Source organism: Kitasatospora sp. NPDC001660, from assembly GCF_053596725.1.
Genome location: NZ_JBSFGU010000004.1, coordinates 299146 through 315641 on the forward strand (window position 1 = coordinate 299146; position 16496 = coordinate 315641).

Consider the following 16496-nt stretch of genomic DNA (forward strand, 5'->3'; position numbering starts at 1 on the left):
AAACCCCGGGCTCAGTCGGGGAGGATGCCCCAGTCGCCCGCCGGCCCCCACAGCGGCGAGGTGCAGCGCTCGTACGTCGCCCGCCAGTGCGGCCAGGAGCGGGCCACGTCGTCGTCGCACTCGGCGAGCAGCCGCTCGACGACGGCCGGCTCCACGCCCTCCAGCAGCCAGGCCAGCGCGTCGGCCGTGCCCGGGCCGTTGGCGGAGCGCAGCAGGTCCAGCAGCTCGGCCAGGCTGCCGACCCGCGAGCTGTCGGCGAACACGCCCTCCATCCGCGGCAGCAGCTGGCGCTCCTCGATCCGCAGGTGCGTCTCCAGCCGGGCCGCGAGGTCCTCGATCGCGTACGCCACCGGCCAGACGCTGCCGGTGTCCCGGCTGGCGATCCGGACCAGCGTGGTGACCCGGGTGAACGAGTGGTCGAGGTTGTGGTGGTCCGCCTCCAGCCAGTTGAGCAGCAGCCGCAGCTCGGGCGCGAAGCGGCGCACGATCGGCCAGATCCGGGTGTCCTGCTGCTCGTGGTGGCAGGTCAGCATCGCGGTCACGAAGTCCCAGTGCCGCAGCAGCGCCTCGCCCTTGGTGTCCTCGCCGGGCTGCAGCAGCCGCAGCGCGTTGGGCAGCCGGGCGAGGTCCCGGCGCAACGCGGCGTGCACCAGCCGCAGCCCGGCGAAACGGATCGCCAGGGGCTCCTCGTCCTCGGCTCGCTCGGGTGCGGAGGCGGACGGCGGCGGCAGCAGGTGGATCGGCATGGCACTCTCTTCACGAATCGGCGGGGCGTGCGGTTCACGGCCCCCGGAAGGCGGCCCCGTTCACTGTGCGCACAGTCGATCAGAGGTGAATCAATGTCCGATTGACGCGCAGGTCACAGCCGTTCCGACGCCCGGACGCAACACTTCGCGCCGCCCGTCCCGTGTATCAGTGCGAGGGTGCGCGCCGCGCACCGGGAACCCCAGGAACAGCGAGGCCGCATGTCACCGGAGTTGGAGCAGTCCTTCGACGAGTTCGTCGCGGGCCGGTACACCGCCCTGCGCCGCACCGGCTACCTGCTCTGCGGCGACTGGCACCTCGCCGAGGACCTCGTGCAGATCACCCTGGTGAAGCTGTACGCGCGCTGGTCCCGGCTGCGCGACCCGGAGTCGGCGGCCGGCTACGCCCGCACCACCCTGGTCCGCAACTACATCGACACCCGGCGGCTGCGCCGCTCGCAGGAGGTCGCGGCACCGGAGCTGCCCGACGCCCCGGCGCCCGGCCCGGCCGGCGCCCCGGCCGACCCGGAGCGGCGGCTGGCGCTGCTGGCCGCACTGGCGCAGGTCACCCCGGCCTACCGGGCGGCACTGGTGCTGCGGTTCTGGGAGGACCAGACGATCGAGGCGACGGCGGCGGTCCTGCGCCAGAGCACCGGCACGGTGAAGTCCAACACCAGCCGGGGACTGGCCCAACTGCGGGCGATCCTCGGCGACTCGCTGCACGAGATCGCAGCCGGCTGAGCACGTGACGAGCACGGAAGACGAGCAGGACGAGGAGAGGAAGACGGGATGACCCGGGATGATCCGGCGCACGGCGCCGACGAGATGGGCGCGCTGTTCCGTTCAGTGCTGGACCAGTCCGAGCCCGCCACTCCCCCGGGGCTGCTCCCCGAGGTCCGCCGCTCCGGCGGGCGGCTGCGGCGCCGGCGCCGGCTGACGGCGGCGGGCGCCGCGGTGGCGGCGGTGGCACTGCTGGCCACGGCGGGGTGGGCGGTCGACGGACGGACGGCGGCGCAGCGCACGACCGTTCCGGCGGGGCCGACCGCGTCGGCGACGTCGGCGGTGCCGAGCACCGCGGCGCCCAGCAGCTTCCCTCCGCCGCCGCCCAACACTGACCAGGCCGCGCACGCGGCGTGGGAGCGGCAGGTCAACGCCGCTGGGCACCAGGCCCTGCTGAAGGTGTTCCGGGCCCACCTGCCGGCCGACTTCAACGCCGTGTCCGACGGCGACGGGACCTGGAGGTCGACGGTGTTCGAGTTCACCAGGAAGGACGGCGGCGCCGTGGGAGCGTGGCGGGAGGAGGAGATGTACGACGAGCTGGACGGCGGCCAAGACTCGCCCTGCGAGCCGATCCCGAGCCGGACGGGCCCGCTTCCCCCTTTCGGCAAGGACTGCGAGCGCCGGGCCCTGCCCGACGGCTCGGTCGCCTGGGCCTTCCACCCGGTGGCGCCCGGCCGGGGCCAGTGGAGCGTGCTCACGGTGGTGACCCCCCAGCACAGGCAGTACAGCCTGGACTTCGGCCGGAACGGCAAGCCCCCGTACCAGCCGACCGACGAGACCGTCGCCCTGCCCCGACTGCTGGACCTGGCCGCCGCCCCGGGCTTCCTGGAGGCGATCCGCGACGGCTGGTACTACAAGGTCAAGGAGAACGCCGGATAGACCGCCGCCGGTGCCGGGGAACAGCTCCCCGGCACCGGCGGTCGGCGTACGCGCGGACGGGCTCAGTCGGCCGCCGGGCCCGCCAGGTTCCTGGTGAGCCACTGCAGCGTGTCCGGGATCATCTTCTTGAAGTCCGAGGTCAGGTGCTTGCCACCGGGCTGCTCGTAGTACTCGATGGCGACCGGCGCAACGGCCTTGGCCACCCAGCTCTTGACCACGTTCTTCTCGTACCCGTTGGCGCCGCCGGCCGTGACCAGCATCTTCACGTCGGCCTTGCCCTGGGTGACCAGCACGTCGGGGTTGTTGGCCGCCCGCTCGGCGTCGTGGCCCTTCCACAGGTGCGAGTCCGGGATGAAGTAGCCGTCGATCGGGACGGCGGCCTTGTAGAGGTCGGGGTACTGGAGCGAGAGCTTGGCGCTGCAGAACCCGCCGGTGGAGGCGCCCATGATGCCCCAGCTGTCGCGGCCCTTCAGGGTGCGGAAGTTGGCGCGGACCCAGTCCGGGATGTCCTGGGCCATCCAGGTGGCCATCTTGGGCTGGCCGGGGATGTCGGAGCAGTCCAGCGCGTTGTTCTCGTCGCTGTTGAAGTTCTGCACCGGCATGATCATGATGAACGGGTGGGCCTTGCCCGCCTTGACCAGCTGCTCGTCCTCCTCCTGGATCGGCAGCTGGTTGGTGTCGGTCCAGGTGTTGTAGCCGTTGCTCTGGCCGCCCGCGTAGAGGGTCAGCACCGGGAAGCCGGTCTTGGCGTACTTGGGGTCGTTGTACTCGGGCGGCAGCCAGACCCACACCTGGCCGGTCACGCCGGACTTCGGGCCGGCCAGCTTGGTCATCATGATCGGGCCGACGGTGGTGTCCCGGACCTTGCTCAGCTGGGGCTGGCCGGTCGGCATCTGCACCTTGCCGCCCGAGGCGGCCGCGCTGCCGGGCGCGGCGGAGGCGGCGGCCGGGTCGCCCGGGACCGCGCTCGTGCCGGCCGCGCTCGGGGTGTCGGCCGCCTTGGCGCTGTCCCCCTTCCCGCCGCCGGAACTCCCGCAGGCCGCGAGCGAGGCAGCCAGGGTGAGCACGGCGGCGCCGGTCAGGACGGCGCGGGAACGGGACGACTGCCTTAGCACGGTGAGGACTCTCCGACCGATGTCACGCCCGGTCCGGCTGGCCGGGCGGCGGCCCCCGGGTGGGGCCGGACAGACCCGGGGCACGGCTCGGCGCTGCCCCCGGAAGTGCGGCCCGCCGCAGCGTGCCGTCCTGCGATCTTATGACGTGGGCCGGGGCGGGCCGGTTGCGCGCCGGCCACCGGAAATCCAATGTTTGTCCGCGATCAGGTAAAACCCGTCACACGGTCCCCCCGGGGCCCCGCCGAACGGCGGGGAGCACAGCGGCGGGCCCGCCGGGCGGCCGGATCTTCGGGGTCCTCCACCAGTGACGACGGCCCGCACGTCCGAGAGGATCGGCTCAACCCCGAGCGCGAGGAGCCCGCCATGCACCAGCAGACCGCCGTCGTCACCGGAGCCGGGAGCGGGGTCGGCCGGGCCGTCGCGGTCGAGCTGGCCGCCGCCGGCTGGCGGCTCGTCCTGGCCGGGCGCCGGGCCGAACCGCTGCACGGGACCGCCCGGCTGTGCGGCACTCACCCGAACGGCGCCCCGGCGGCCGTGGTGCCCACCGACGTCACCGACCCGACGGCGGTGGACGCGCTGTTCGCCGCGGCCGCCGAACGCTCCGGCCGGGTGGACCTGCTGTTCAACAACGCCGGCGGCTTCGGCCCGGCCGTCCCGGTGGACGAGTTGGAGGTGGACGCCTGGCGCGCGGTGGTCGACCTCAACCTGACCGGCGCCTTCCTCTGCGCCCGGGCCGCCTTCCGGCTCATGAAGGCGCAGGACCCGCAGGGCGGCCGGATCATCAACAACGGCTCGATCTCCGCGCACGTCCCGCGCCCGCACTCGATCGCGTACACCGCGACCAAGCACGCCGTCACCGGGCTGACCAAGTCGCTCTCGCTCGACGGCCGCCCGTACCGGATCGCCTGCGGGCAGATCGACATCGGCAACGCGGCCACCGACATGACGGCCGCGATGAGCGCCGGGGTGCGGCAGGCGGACGGGCGGATCGCGCCGGAGCCGACCATGGACGTGGCCGACGTGGCCCGTACGGTGCGGCACATGGCCTCGCTGCCGCTGGAGGCGAACGTGCAGTTCGCGACGGTGATGGCGACCACCATGCCGTACATCGGCCGCGGCTGACGCGTCACTCGTCGCGCGAGTGACGGTGGCGCAGCGAACCGCCGTCCCCGGAACGGCGGTTCGAACCGGCCGGGCCACCCACAGGAGGGACCCCCGTCAACGCGTGCTGACGGAGGTCCCTCGGCGCACCGCTACGGCTGCCAGGTGTCGTTCAGCGCGACCGTCCCCGAGGAGGGCACCGTCGCCGTGCGGTTGGCGCCGGACTCCCAGGTGACCGCCCCACTCGCGTCCTTGCGGACGTACTTGTACTGGAAGGACGTGCCGGCCGGCAGCGAGAGCGCCAGCGACCAGACCGGGTAGCCGGAGGACGAGAGCGGCAGCGCCTTGGCCGGGTCCCAGCCGCCCAGCGCCGGGTTGTCGCCGACGACGTAGATGTTCTGCCCGAACGACGTGGTGGCGTTGACGCCGAACGACGCGCCCGTCACGTTGCTGCCGCCCGCGACGTACAGTGCGACCGCTTCACCCGCGCCGACCGTCGCGGTGAACTGCCCGTTCGCGCCCACCTGGTAGGTCGGGCCGGTGCAGCCGCCGCCGGGCTGCGGGTCGCCGTGCTGGACGTCGCAGTAGGTCCCGGCCGGCAGGCCGGTCTGGAAGGTCTGGGTGATCGCACCGCTCTCGTGGTTGATCGCGACGTAGCCCTGGTTGCCGCGGCCGAAGGCGATCGCGTTGTTGCCGTTGGACCACCAGTCGGTCACGCCGGTGCCCGCGACCGCGTTGCGGAAGCCGACCATGTTGGCGATCTGCCGCCAGGCGTGGGTGCAGTTCCAGCCGTCCTGGTAGCAGGCGTTCACGGTGCCGCCGTTGGGCGGGCCGTCGTCCTTGTTGGTGAAGCCGTAGCCGGAGTAGATGTTCGGCGAGCCGTAGGTCGAGGCCAGCAGGAAGACGTTGGCCAGCGTGTAGGTGTTGCCGTAGGTGTAGTTGAGGGTCGAACCGTTGCGCTCGGTGTCCCAGTTGTCGATGAAGCTGCGCGCCTGGCTGCTCGGCAGGTAGCCCCAGGAGGCGCCCCAGCCGCTGAGGCCGGCGAGCTTGTCGCTGGTGAAGATGCGCTTGAGGTCGGTGCCGACGCGGAACTCGTCGACATCGCCGTTGCCGGTGTACTCGGACGGCTGGATCGGCTCGCCGGCGCCGTAGATGACCTCCTGCACCCAGAAGGCGTTGGGGTTGGCCATCTTGGCCTTGATGGCGGCCAGGTCGGTGGCGGCGATGTGCTTGGCGGCGTCGATCCGGTAGCCGTCGACGCCGAGCGAGGCCAGGTCGTCCATGTAGTGCGCGATGGTCTGCTGGACGTACGCGCTGCCGGTGTCCAGGTCCGCGAGGTTGACCAGCTCGCAGTCCTGCACGTTGGTGCGGTCCTGGTAGTTGCTGACCGGCTGGCGGCAGGTGTGGAAGTCCTGGTCCTGGTAGACGCCGGGGTAGTTGTACTTGGTGTAGGCGGTGCCGCCGGTGCCGGTGCCCGAGCCGGCCGTCATGTGGTTGACGACCGTGTCGGCGATGACCTTGACCCCGGCCGCGTGGCAGGTGTCGACCATGTTCTTGAAGGCCGTCCGGTCGCCGAGCCGCCCGGCGATCTGGTAGCTGACCGGCTGGTAGGAGGTCCACCACTGCGGGCCCTGGATGTGCTCCTGCGGCGGCGAGACCTCGACGAAGCCGTAGCCCTTCGGGCCGAGCGTGGTGGTGCAGGCCTGGGCGACGGAGTCGAAGCGCCACTCGAAGAGAGTCGCGGTGACGTCCTTGCCGTTGTTGGCGGGCGGGGAGGCATGGGCGGTGGGGGCGCCGAGACCGGCGGTGAACGAGAGCGCGAGCGCCGCCGATGCGGCGAGCGCTCCGGCCGCGCGGGCAGGCCGGCGGGTGGGGGCGGTGGTGACCACGTCGTCTCCAAGGGGGGCGGCTGGGGTGGGGGCAGCCGATGTGCAGGAAGTTTCTGTAACTTGCCGGAAACTTGCAGAGAACTTAGAGCCGCGGGGAGACACCGTCAAGACAAAGGGACGAAACGTTTCCGCATCAGTAGGAGTCAACCAGGAGGAGCCGACAGCCGGGCACGAGCGGACACGACGAGGGCCCGGCAGCCACCGGCTGCCGGGCCCTGCCTACCGACCGGAGGTCAGCCGGTCTGGATGGAAGTGTCGTCGATCACGAAGCTCGTCTGCAGCGAGGTGTCCTCGGTGCCGGTGAACTTCAGCGTGACGCTCTTGCCCGCGTAGGACGAGAGGTCGAAGGTCCGCTGCTGGTAGCCGGCCGCCGCGTCCACGTTGGAGTACGTCTTCAGCGTGGTCCCGTTGACCGACACCGTCAGCTTGTCGTACGCCGTCGTGCCCGTCTCCGCGGTGTCGATGTGCAGCCAGAAGCTCAGCGTCGCCTTGCAGCCCGCCGGGATCGTCACCGTCTGCGACAGCGTGTCCGTGTGCGACGAGCCGTAACCGTCCAGCCACGCCTTCCAGTTGCCGCCGTGCGCCGCCTGCGACGCGCTGTTGTCGATCACACCGCTGGACGCCGTCCACGGCGCCGCCGAACCCGTCTCGAAGCCCGCGTTGCCCAGCAGCTGGGTCGGCGTGCAGCCGCCGCCACCGCCCGAGACGCTCCAGGCGAAGCTGGTCGTCGCGGTCTTGCCGCCGGCGTCGGTGACCGTGACGGTCACGTTGTAGTTGCCCGCCGTGGAGGCCGTGCCGGAGATCACGCCGGTCGAGGAGTTGATCGACAGGCCGGTGGGCAGGCCGGTGGCGGAGTAGGACAGCGGTGCGGTGCCGCCCGAGGCCTGGACCTGAAGGTTCACCGAGCCGTTCAGCGCGGTGGACTGGCTGCCCGGGTTGGTGACGCTGACGCCGCCCGGGTTCGGCGGCACCTGGCCGACGTTGACGCCCGCCCACGCGAGGCCCACCTGGTAGACCTCGTTGCTGTTCGCGCCGTAGAGGTCGGTGGCCGCGCTGATCGTCGCCGTGCGGGCGGCGGCGTAGTCGGTGGTCGAGGTCATGTAGGCGGTGAGCGCCTTGTACCAGATCTGCTTGGCCTTGTCCCGGCCGATGCCCGCGACGGTGACGTTGTTGGCCGTCGGGCTGTTGTAGTTGAAGCCGTTGATGCTCTTCGCGCCGCTGCCCTCCGACAGCAGGTAGAAGAAGTGGTTGGCGACACCGGACGAGTAGTGGACGTCCAGGTTGCCCACGCCCGAGTACCACGAGTCCGCCGAGGAGCCGTCCTTGGAGGGCTGGTCCATGTAGCGCAGCGGGGTGCCGTTGCCGTTGATGTTGAGCTGGATGCCGATGAAGTAGTTCGGCGGCGTGGAGGGCAGGTTGGCGTTCCACTCCACCATCTTGCCCATGATGTCGGAGGTGGCCTCGTTGAGGCCGCCGGACTCACCGGAGTAGTTGAGCGCGGCGGTCGCGGCGGTGACGCCGTGCGTCATCTCGTGGCCGGCGACGTCGAGCGCGGTGAGCGGGTGGGTGTTGCCGGAGCCGTCGCCGTAGGTCATGCAGAAGCAGGAGTCGTCCCAGAACGCGTTCACGTAGTTGTTGTCGTAGTGGACGCGGCTGTAGGCGCCGACACCGTCGTTGCGGATGCCGTTGCGGTTGAAGGCGCTCTTGTAGAAGTCCCAGGTCGCGGCGACGCCGTACTGGGCGTCCACGGCCGCGGACTCGCCGTTGGCGGCGGTGCCGTCGCCCCAGGTGTCGGAGGACTTGGCGTACAGCGTGCCGTTGCCGGAGGTGCCGTTGCTCATGTTGGTCGTGTACTGGCCGCCGCGGGTGCCGTCCTTGAGCTGGTACTGGCCGCCGCTCTGCGTCGTGGTGAGCGGCACGTTGCCGACGTAGACGCCGGTGCCGCTGCCGGTCTCGATGGTCTCGTTCTTGCTGAGCACCTCGCCGGTCGCCGCGTCGGTGACGACGTGCAGGCGGCTCGGGGTGCCGTCGTCGCCCTTGCCGCTGACGACGGTCTCGTAGGCGAGCTTCGGGGTGCCCTTGGCGGCGAAGACCACCAGGCGCGGCGCGGCCTCCAGCGCCGCGCCCGACTCGGCGGCCAGCGCGCTCTCCTGGGCCTTCGGCGCGGCGAGCGCGGGGGTGGTGTCCAGGCCCGCCAGGACGGCGTCGCTGGCCTTGGTCACGCCCTTCGTGGCGCCGGCGCCGGTCTGGTGGACGACCAGGTCGCCGCCGAGGACCGGCAGTCCGGCGTAGGTGCGCTCGTACCGCAGGTGGCGGTCGCCGTTCGCGTCCTGGACGACGTCCTTGGTGACCAGCTTCTCCTGGTCGCTCAGCCCGATGCTCCGGGCGAGGCTCGCGGCCTGCTGGTTGGCGGAGGAGATGAGCTGCGCACGGGCGGACAGTTGCTGGGCGACGACGGACGGCGCGTCGGGGGCGGCCGCCTGGGCGATGACCGGGATGCCGGTCACCAGCAGCGCGGTGGTGGCGGCCATGACGACCGCCGCCTTCCGGGCGTGGGCGTAGCGGGACATGCGGACTCCTTAACCGACCGGCGCGGGTGTGCGCGCGGTGGAGGGCGACCTGGGCCGCAGGGTTGCGGCGCAGTGGGGGCCCCCGGCGGTGTGCGCCAGGGGTGCGGCGGTGCTCACAGAGTCAGGTGCAGAGGGGTGCAAGGGCGTACAGGGGTGCAATGGTGCGCACGGGGAACTTCGCTGCCGCGAGGGGGAGTTGGGGGGCCCTCGTCCGCAGCAGGGGGAATCGTGACAGCAAACAAGCCGTTAATGACAGATGCATGCCATGGATTGGCCGATTCGTGTTCGCGACCGGTCATCGCCGAGTGCTTCAACCCTGTTACAGGTAAAGGCACTTACAACAACGGTTTTCATGAGCGCCAAATGGTTCGGCCCCCGTGCAGCGGCACTGACCAGCGCTCAGGCCACCGCCGGGCCACGCGGCCGGGGCACAGCGTCCGCGGGGCGCGACACATCACCTTTCCGGCCGAGCCACCGACCGGTTCCGGCCAGTTCGGGACCCCGGGAACGGCATGGGCCCCGCACCGCCTGGACAGCGGTGCGGGGCCCGTCGGCCGGCCGGTGCTCAGCTCTGGACGAACACCGCCACGGTGCGGCCGGGCACGGTGAACGTGCCGGTCGCGGCGTCGAAGCCGGACTGCTTGACCACCGGGTCCGCGCCGCCCGCCTGAACGGGGTGCAGCGCCTGGGCCGTCCCCTTCAGGGCGGCCACGGTCTGGCCCTGCGCGGTGGGCGTGGCGTTGAAGACCACGGTGACGCCCTTCTCGGCGCCGGCCAGCCCGGTGCCGTCCAGGTGCAGGGTGATCACCCCGGGCGTCTCGCCGGCGGTGCCGGAGAGCGGGTAGGACAGCCGCTGCTGGACGTCGGCGAGGGTCGGCAGCGAGAACAGCGGCGAGGACTGCTTGATCCGCAGGAAGTCCTGGAACTGCGCCGCGGTCGCCCGGATGTCGTCCGCGCCGACGGTCAACTTCGGGTTGGCCAGCAGCGATTGGGCGGTCGGCCAGAGCTCCTTGTTGTCGGCCGCCATCGGCAGCCCGCGGCCCCAGCCGTTGCCGTCCGCGGCCCCTGTCGATGGATTGGGCCAGTGGATGGCGTTGAACCAGTCGCCCGAGTTGTAGGAGTTGGAGTCGAGCGACTTCGAGCGCAGCAGGTCGCTGCCCGCCTGGGCGAAGCCCGCGCCCTGGGTGAGCGCGGTGAGCGAGAGCCCGAGCGCCTGCATCCGGGCCCGGTCGGCGGGGGCGGTGCCGGTCGGCAGCTTGTAGGCGAGGGCGTCGAACAGGTCGGTGTTGTCGTGGGCGTCCACGTACTCCACCGCCTCACCCGGCCTGCTCGCGTACCCGGTCGGGGCGCCGTTGTAGTCGACCTGCGCGCCGGTGACGGCCTTCCCGGAGCTGTCGGTGAACGAGTAGCCGGCCAGGTTGCCGGTCAGCCCGACCTTCAACTGGTCCATCTCGTGCAGGAGCCGGACCCTCTGCTGATCCGGGGTGCCGTTCGCGGGCGAGCCGTTCGGGTCGGTGTACAGGCCCGAGGCGAAGCCCTGCTGCGGTGCGGAGCCCAGCATGAAGTTGCCGCCGCGGGCGGCGTCGCGCATCCGGTCGTCGAAGGTCGCGATGCCGGTGCCGGCCATGTTGGCCTGGGTGGCCTGGACGAACCGGGCATCATTGGCGACCACGCCGAAGTTCCAGCCCTCGCCGTAGAGGAAGACGTTCTTGCCGTCGACGCCGTCCGAGTCCGGCGTCATCTTCCGCAGTGCGGCCTGCACGTCGAGCATGGTGGACTTCGGGTCGAGGCCCATCAGGTCGAAGCGGAAGCCGTCGACCTTGTACTCGCGCGCCCACATCGTCACCGAGTCGACGACGAGCCGGTTCATCATCGCGTGCTCGGGCGCGGTGTCGGCGCAGCAACTGTCCGTCGTCACCTTGCCGTTGGCGTCGAGCCGCTGGTAGTAGCCGGGCACGACCCGGTCCAGCACCGAGTGCTCGTCCTGGCCGCTGGCGGCGGTGTGGTTGAAGACGACGTCCAGCACCACCCGCAGCCCGGCCTCGTGCATCGCCTGCACCATCTGCCGGAACTGCACGGTGCGCGCGGTCCCTCCCCCACCCTCCGGGCGGGAGGCGCCCCCATCGTCCGTCGCGTACGTGCCCTCGGGCACGTTGTAGTGCAGCGGGTCGTAGCCCCAGTTGTACGCGTCGTCCGCGGCGACGGCCGCCACGCACTCCTGCTGCTTCGGGCCGTCCGGCGGAAGGGACTTGAGGTCGCAGGGCGGCAGCTTCTGGTCCGCCTTGTTCTTCGGGACGGACGCGATGTCGAAGGTCGGCAGCAGGTGGATGGTGGTCACCCCGGCCTTCGCGAGGTCCCGCAGGTGCTGCATCCCGGCGGAGCCGGACTCGGTGAAGGCGAGGTAGGTGCCGCGCTCGGCAGCCGGAACGGTGCCGTCCTCGACCGAGAAGTCGCGGACGTGCAGCTCCTGGATCTGCTGCCGCGCGGGCGGGACGGCCGCCGGGACGTTCTGGTCCTCCCAGCCCTTCGGCTTGAGCTCCTTGGCGTCGAGGTCGGCCACCAGGCTGCGCTTGGAGTCGGCGGACAGGGCGACCGAGTACGGGTCGGTGACGGTGTTGACGACCATCTGCTGCACCGAGGGCGCCCAGACCTTCACCTGGTACAGGTAGTACTTGCCGTCCAGCTCACCCTTGTCGCGGACGACCTCCCACACACCGGTCTCGTCGTCGAGCTTCATCGGCAGCGTCCTGGGGGTGCCCCCGGTCGCACTGTCGAAGACCTGGACGGACACGTCCTGCGCGGTCGGCGCCCACACCGACAGCGCCACCTTGCCGTCGTAGTGCGCGGGCCCGAAGTCGACCCGCCCGGTGTGGCCGGCGTACAAGTCGTCGAGCACGCCCGGGATCTGGACCCCGGTGGCGGCCAACACGGCACCACTGGGCAGGTGTTCGGTGAACAGCAGCTGGCTGCGCAGCGCGGCCGGCACTCGCGCGGTGTCCCGGGCGTCCACGGTGAAGGCCCGGTAGCCCGCCAGGTGGGGGTACTTGGCCTTCTGCGCATCGGTCAGCCCGCCCTGGACGGGGTTGAGCCGGATCCACTGGCCGGGCTTGGTCAGCACGCCCTTGTCGGCGCGGATGCCGCCCGCGGGGTCGTAGACCAGCTGGGCGCTGGTGCCGCCGGCCAGCGCCGCGTCGGCCGCGCCGTAGTTCTGCGGGACGACGACGGTCTTCGCGTCGATCCACTGTGCCTTGGCGGTGCCGGGGTCCAGCTGCGAGGAGGAAGCGGTGCTCTGCGGCAGCAGGTAGCCCTCGCGGCCGCCGAGGATCCAGACCTCCCGGCCGTTGGACGCGAAGTCCAGCGACTGGTCGTTCGGCAGGTCCTTGTCGTTGCCGTTGTGGAGGATGTAGCTGAGGCTGGTCGCGCCGGGGGCGAGCGGCACCTCGAAGACGGCACCGAAGGCGTCGCGGCGCACCGGCATCAGCGGCTTGCCCCAGTCGGTGGGGCTGGCGGCGCCGGTCCAGTCGTGCAGGCCCCAGCCGTCGTAGGTGCCGTCGGCCCGGTTGTAGTGGATGACGGCGGTGTTGGCCGGCGGCGTGCTCGTCGGCCCGGGGTCGGTGGTGCGGACGGTCGGGTCGCCCTGCTTGACCCAGACCTCACCGGTGCTGCCGACGTCGATGTGCCGGTCGGCGTCCACGTCCTTGACGCCGTCCTTCTCGACGATGAACCCGACGTCCGAGGCGCCCGGCTTGAGCCGCACGTACGCGAACGCGCCGTACGCGTCCCGGCCGACGAAGCCGTGCCCGGCCGGCCACTGGGTGGACTCGCCGTCCGCGAGGTCGCCCCAGGCGTAGAGGTTCCAGCCGTCGTAGTTGCCGTCCGGCCGGTTGTAGTGCACGACGGCGTACGGGCGGGCGGTGGCCGTGGGCACCGGCGCGGGCGCGGGGGTGCCGGTGGTGAAGCTGCCGGTGGCGGAGCGCAGATGGCCGCTGGAGTCCTGCACGACGGCCTTGTACCGCACCACCGTGCCGGGCGCCACCGTGCTCAGGTCCTGGGTGACGGCGTACTTCCCGGTGTCGGCGGTGCCGAGCGTCTGCCAGGGTCCGTTGCCGATCTGCGCGGCGAACGTCACGCGGTTGAAGCCGCCGTCCGCCTTCGCCCCGATCGTGACGAGCCCGGTCGAGCCGTCCGCCGGCGGCTGCACCGATATCTGCGGCGCGGCGGCGACCGGGGCGAGCCTGGCGCCCGCCTTGAACACGACGGACGACAGCGGCGGCACGGTCACGGTCACCTTGCGGTCGGCGCCGCTGGTGAGCCGCTCACCCGGACCCGCCGCCGGGTAGATCCGGTCGAAGCCCATCCCGGCCGAGAACGTGTCCAGGGTGACGGTCTTCGCCTCGGCGGCGTTGTTGACCGCCACCAGGTACTCGACCTGCTGCCCGGCGTCGATCCGGGAGAACGCGTACACGCCCGCGCCGTTGGCGGCGTACCGCTCGATCTGGGCGCCGTCGGCGAGCGCCGGGTTGTCGCGGCGCAGCTTCGCCAGCCCCGCGATGCCCTGGTAGAGCTCGCCGCCCTGCCCGTACCGGTCGGCCGGTCCGGAGGGGCCGCCGAGCACGCGGTCGGCGTTGTACGACGGCGTCTTCGAGGCGAACACGTCCTGCCGGGCGTCCTTGTCGCCGCCCGCGCCGGTGAAGCCCTGCTCGTCGCCGTAGTAGACGACGGGCTGCCCGCGGGTGAGGAACTGCAGCTCGTTGCCGAGCCGGTCCTTCTTCAGCAGGGTGGTGTCGTCGGCGCCCGGGTTGTCGGCGAGCAGGAAGGAGCCGAAGCGGCCCATGTCGTGGTTGCCGAGGAAGGTCGGCAGCTCGTACGCGTCGGTGTCGGCGCTGGTGTAGCGGTAGTCCTGGGCGTAGACGTCGGCGAGGCTCGATGCCGGGCCGCCCTGCGAGACGTACGAACGGGCCGCGCCCTGGAACGGGAAGTCGAGCGTCGCCTGGAGCTTGCCCTTGGTGACGTACGGCGAGGTGACCGCCGGATCGCCGGAGTAGACCTCGCCGAACATGAAGAACTTCCTGTTCCCCTGCTTGGCGGCGAAGTCCTTGAGCGCGGGCGCCCATTGCTGCCAGAACGCCATGTCGACGTGCTTGACGGTGTCGATCCGGAAGCCGTCCACCCCGGCGTCCTTGACCCACTGCTCGTAGACCTTCTCGAAGCCCTTCACCACACGCGGGTTCTGGGTGTCGAGGTCGTCGAGCCCGTTGAAGTCGCCCTCGGTCGCGGACTCGCCGACGAAGGTCGAGTCGCCGCGGTTGTGGTAGAGCGCCGGGTCGTTGAGCCAGGACGGGCTCTTGGCGGTGGCATCGGCCGGGGTGCGGAAGACCGGGGTGTAGGGGAAGGAGTCCTTGGTGATCTTCGGCCAGGGCGCGCCACTGTCCGCGATCGCCGTCTCGTCGACCGGGTTGCCGTCCGCGTCGAGCGTCGGGTAGGCGCCGGTCGAGCGGTAGGCGTGCTGGTGCTCCGCGTCGTCGATGACGTCGGCGGTGTGGTTGGTGATGACGTCGAAGAAGACCTTGATGCCGCGGGCGTGCGCCTTGGCTATCAGCTCCTTCAGCTGGTCGTTGGTGCCGAAGTGCGGGTCGACCTGGGTGAAGTCGGTGATCCAGTAGCCGTGGTACCCGGCCGAGGCGTCGGCGCCGGTGCCCTGCACGGGCTTGTTCTTGAAGATCGGCGCCATCCAGATCGCGGTGGTGCCGAGGTTCTGGATGTAGTCGAGCTTCTGGATCAGGCCGGCCAGGTCGCCGCCGTGGTAGAAGCCCTTGTCGGCGGGGTCGAAGCCGTTGTCCAGCCGCCCGCCGGTGATGCCACCGGTGTCGTTGGCCGGGTCGCCGTTGGCGAAGCGGTCGGGCAGGACGAAGTAGAACTGCTCGCGGGTGAGGTCGTGCCGCCCGGCGGTGGCCGCGAGCGCGGCGTCCGACGGCAGGGCGGGCGGGGCGGCGGCGAGGGCCGCGGGGGCGCCGCCGAGGGTGGCGGCGGTCAGTGCGGAGGCCAGCAGGACGGCCGTGCGGCCGGGTCTGCGTCGGGTGCTCCGCCGGGGGCTGAGCGGCGTATCGGCCACTGAGGGCTCCCTTAGGGGGAAGGGGCGGTCGAGTTCCCTGGAAGCTAGCGGCCTGCAATATGTTTCAGCAAGATGCAGAAATGGTTTCGTGCCGGGAAAGTCCAGCGCACGGAGGGCCCACACGCGCTCCGGGCACCCCGATGGCGCGCCCCGCACGCGTCGGCATGACAATGGGACGTATGCCTGTCCCGCCGGTAAGCACCAGACCCGACCGCACCCCCTACCCCGGTGGGAGCCGCCCCCTCACCCTCAAGGGGGACAGCCGGTGAAGAATCCACTTCCAGAGGATGAGCAGGCGGCTACGGGACGTCTGGCAGACTTCTCGTCCATGGGGGAACCGACCGAGATCCAGGAAGCCGGCGCACGACGCGCCGACCAGGCGCGCGGTGGCGGTTCCGGAGCGCACCCGGCCACGCCCGGCGGTCCGTCCGACGGAGCCACCCGTACCGCCCCGTCCCGCACCGAGGCGCTGCGCGAGCGCGTCCGCGAACAGCGCCGCTCCCCGGCCCGGCCGCGGATCTGGTTCGAGCTGGCCATGATCGGGATCAGCTACTGGATCTACTCGATCATCCGGAACGCCGTCCCGGAGCAGGAAGCGATAGCCCAGAAGCACGCAAGCTGGATCTGGAGCCTGGAGCACCACCTCGGCATCGCCGTCGAGCGCTCGATCAACCACGCCATGGACAGCGTCGGGTGGCTCATCACGGGGATGAACTACTACTACGCGACGCTGCACTTCGTCATCACGATCGGCGTGCTGATCTGGCTCTACCGCAGCCACCCCGGGCGCTACGTCGCCGCCCGCACGGTGCTGTTCGTCACCACCGCGATCGCCCTGGTCGGCTTCTACTTCTTCCCGCTGGCCCCGCCCCGGCTGATGACCGACGGCGGCTTCATCGACACCGTCAAGACCCACGGCACCTGGGGCTCGATGGCCTCCGGGCCCGCCGCGCACGTCTCCAACCAGTACGCCGCGATGCCCTCGATGCACATCGGCTGGTCGATGTGGTGCGGCCTGGCGATCTTCTACCTGGCCCGCCGGACGTGGGTCCGGGTGCTCGGCCTGCTCTACCCGGCGGCCACCCTGGTGGTCATCATCTCGACCGCCAACCACTTCTGGATGGACGCCGTCGGCGGCGAGATCTGCCTGGCCGTGGGCTTCCTCACCGCCCGCTGGATCTACCACGAGTGGGTCTACCGGCTGCCGCAGGTGCCCACCCGGGAGAAGGCGGAGGAGCCGATCACCGTCCCCGAGCAGTGGAGCGAGCCGGCGGTCGGCAGCGCCCGCCGCTAGACCTCCGACAGGC

9 protein-coding genes are annotated in these 16496 nt (G+C 71.3%); 4 read left to right on the forward strand and 5 right to left on the reverse strand.

The window, feature by feature from the left end; genetic code table 11:
- Positions 1 to 11: 11 nt before the first annotated feature.
- The gene (locus ACWCXH_RS06745) at positions 12 to 746 is read right to left on the reverse strand and encodes a hemerythrin domain-containing protein (protein WP_449800245.1); all 735 of its coding nucleotides are present in this window, start codon (positions 744 to 746) and stop codon (positions 12 to 14) included.
- 219 nt (positions 747 to 965) lie between these two features.
- Here ACWCXH_RS06745 and ACWCXH_RS06750 point away from each other — a divergent pair, with 219 nt between their 5' ends.
- The gene (locus ACWCXH_RS06750; RefSeq protein ID WP_449800246.1) at positions 966 to 1484 is read left to right on the forward strand and encodes a SigE family RNA polymerase sigma factor; all 519 of its coding nucleotides are present in this window, start codon (positions 966 to 968) and stop codon (positions 1482 to 1484) included.
- A 48-nt stretch (positions 1485 to 1532) separates the two neighbouring features.
- Positions 1533 to 2402 carry a hypothetical protein gene (locus tag ACWCXH_RS06755; RefSeq protein WP_449800247.1) on the forward strand — a complete coding sequence of 290 codons (870 nt, stop codon included), beginning with the start codon at positions 1533 to 1535 and terminating at the stop codon, positions 2400 to 2402.
- Between the two features lie 62 nt (positions 2403 to 2464).
- Here ACWCXH_RS06755 and ACWCXH_RS06760 read toward each other — a convergent pair whose 3' ends face one another.
- Positions 2465 to 3517 carry an alpha/beta hydrolase gene (locus ACWCXH_RS06760; RefSeq protein WP_449800248.1) on the reverse strand — a complete coding sequence of 351 codons (1053 nt, stop codon included), beginning with the start codon at positions 3515 to 3517 and terminating at the stop codon, positions 2465 to 2467.
- Between the two features lie 363 nt (positions 3518 to 3880).
- On the opposite strand from ACWCXH_RS06760, the gene ACWCXH_RS06765 reads away from it, so the two are divergent.
- On the forward strand, positions 3881 to 4639 hold the full coding sequence (locus tag ACWCXH_RS06765; RefSeq protein ID WP_449800249.1) for an SDR family oxidoreductase: 759 nt from the start codon (positions 3881 to 3883) through the stop codon (positions 4637 to 4639).
- Between the two features lie 131 nt (positions 4640 to 4770).
- On the opposite strand, the gene ACWCXH_RS06770 is transcribed toward ACWCXH_RS06765, so the two are convergent.
- From ACWCXH_RS06770 to pulA, 3 genes are all read right to left on the reverse strand, one after another.
- Positions 4771 to 6507 carry a carbohydrate-binding module family 20 domain-containing protein gene (locus tag ACWCXH_RS06770; RefSeq protein WP_449800250.1) on the reverse strand — a complete coding sequence of 579 codons (1737 nt, stop codon included), beginning with the start codon at positions 6505 to 6507 and terminating at the stop codon, positions 4771 to 4773.
- 233 nt (positions 6508 to 6740) lie between these two features.
- On the reverse strand, positions 6741 to 9077 hold the full coding sequence (locus ACWCXH_RS06775; RefSeq protein ID WP_449800251.1) for a M4 family metallopeptidase: 2337 nt from the start codon (positions 9075 to 9077) through the stop codon (positions 6741 to 6743).
- Between the two features lie 565 nt (positions 9078 to 9642).
- Positions 9643 to 15189 (reverse strand): pullulanase-type alpha-1,6-glucosidase, encoded by a 5547-nt coding sequence (pulA, locus tag ACWCXH_RS06780; protein ID WP_449800252.1) that lies wholly within the window; start codon positions 15187 to 15189, stop codon positions 9643 to 9645.
- A gap of 328 nt (positions 15190 to 15517) precedes the next feature.
- Between pulA and ACWCXH_RS06785 the strand changes: the two genes are divergently transcribed.
- Entirely contained in the window at positions 15518 to 16483 is a 966-nt protein-coding gene (locus tag ACWCXH_RS06785; protein ID WP_449800253.1) for a phosphatase PAP2 family protein, read from the forward strand.
- Positions 16484 to 16496: the final 13 nt, after the last annotated feature.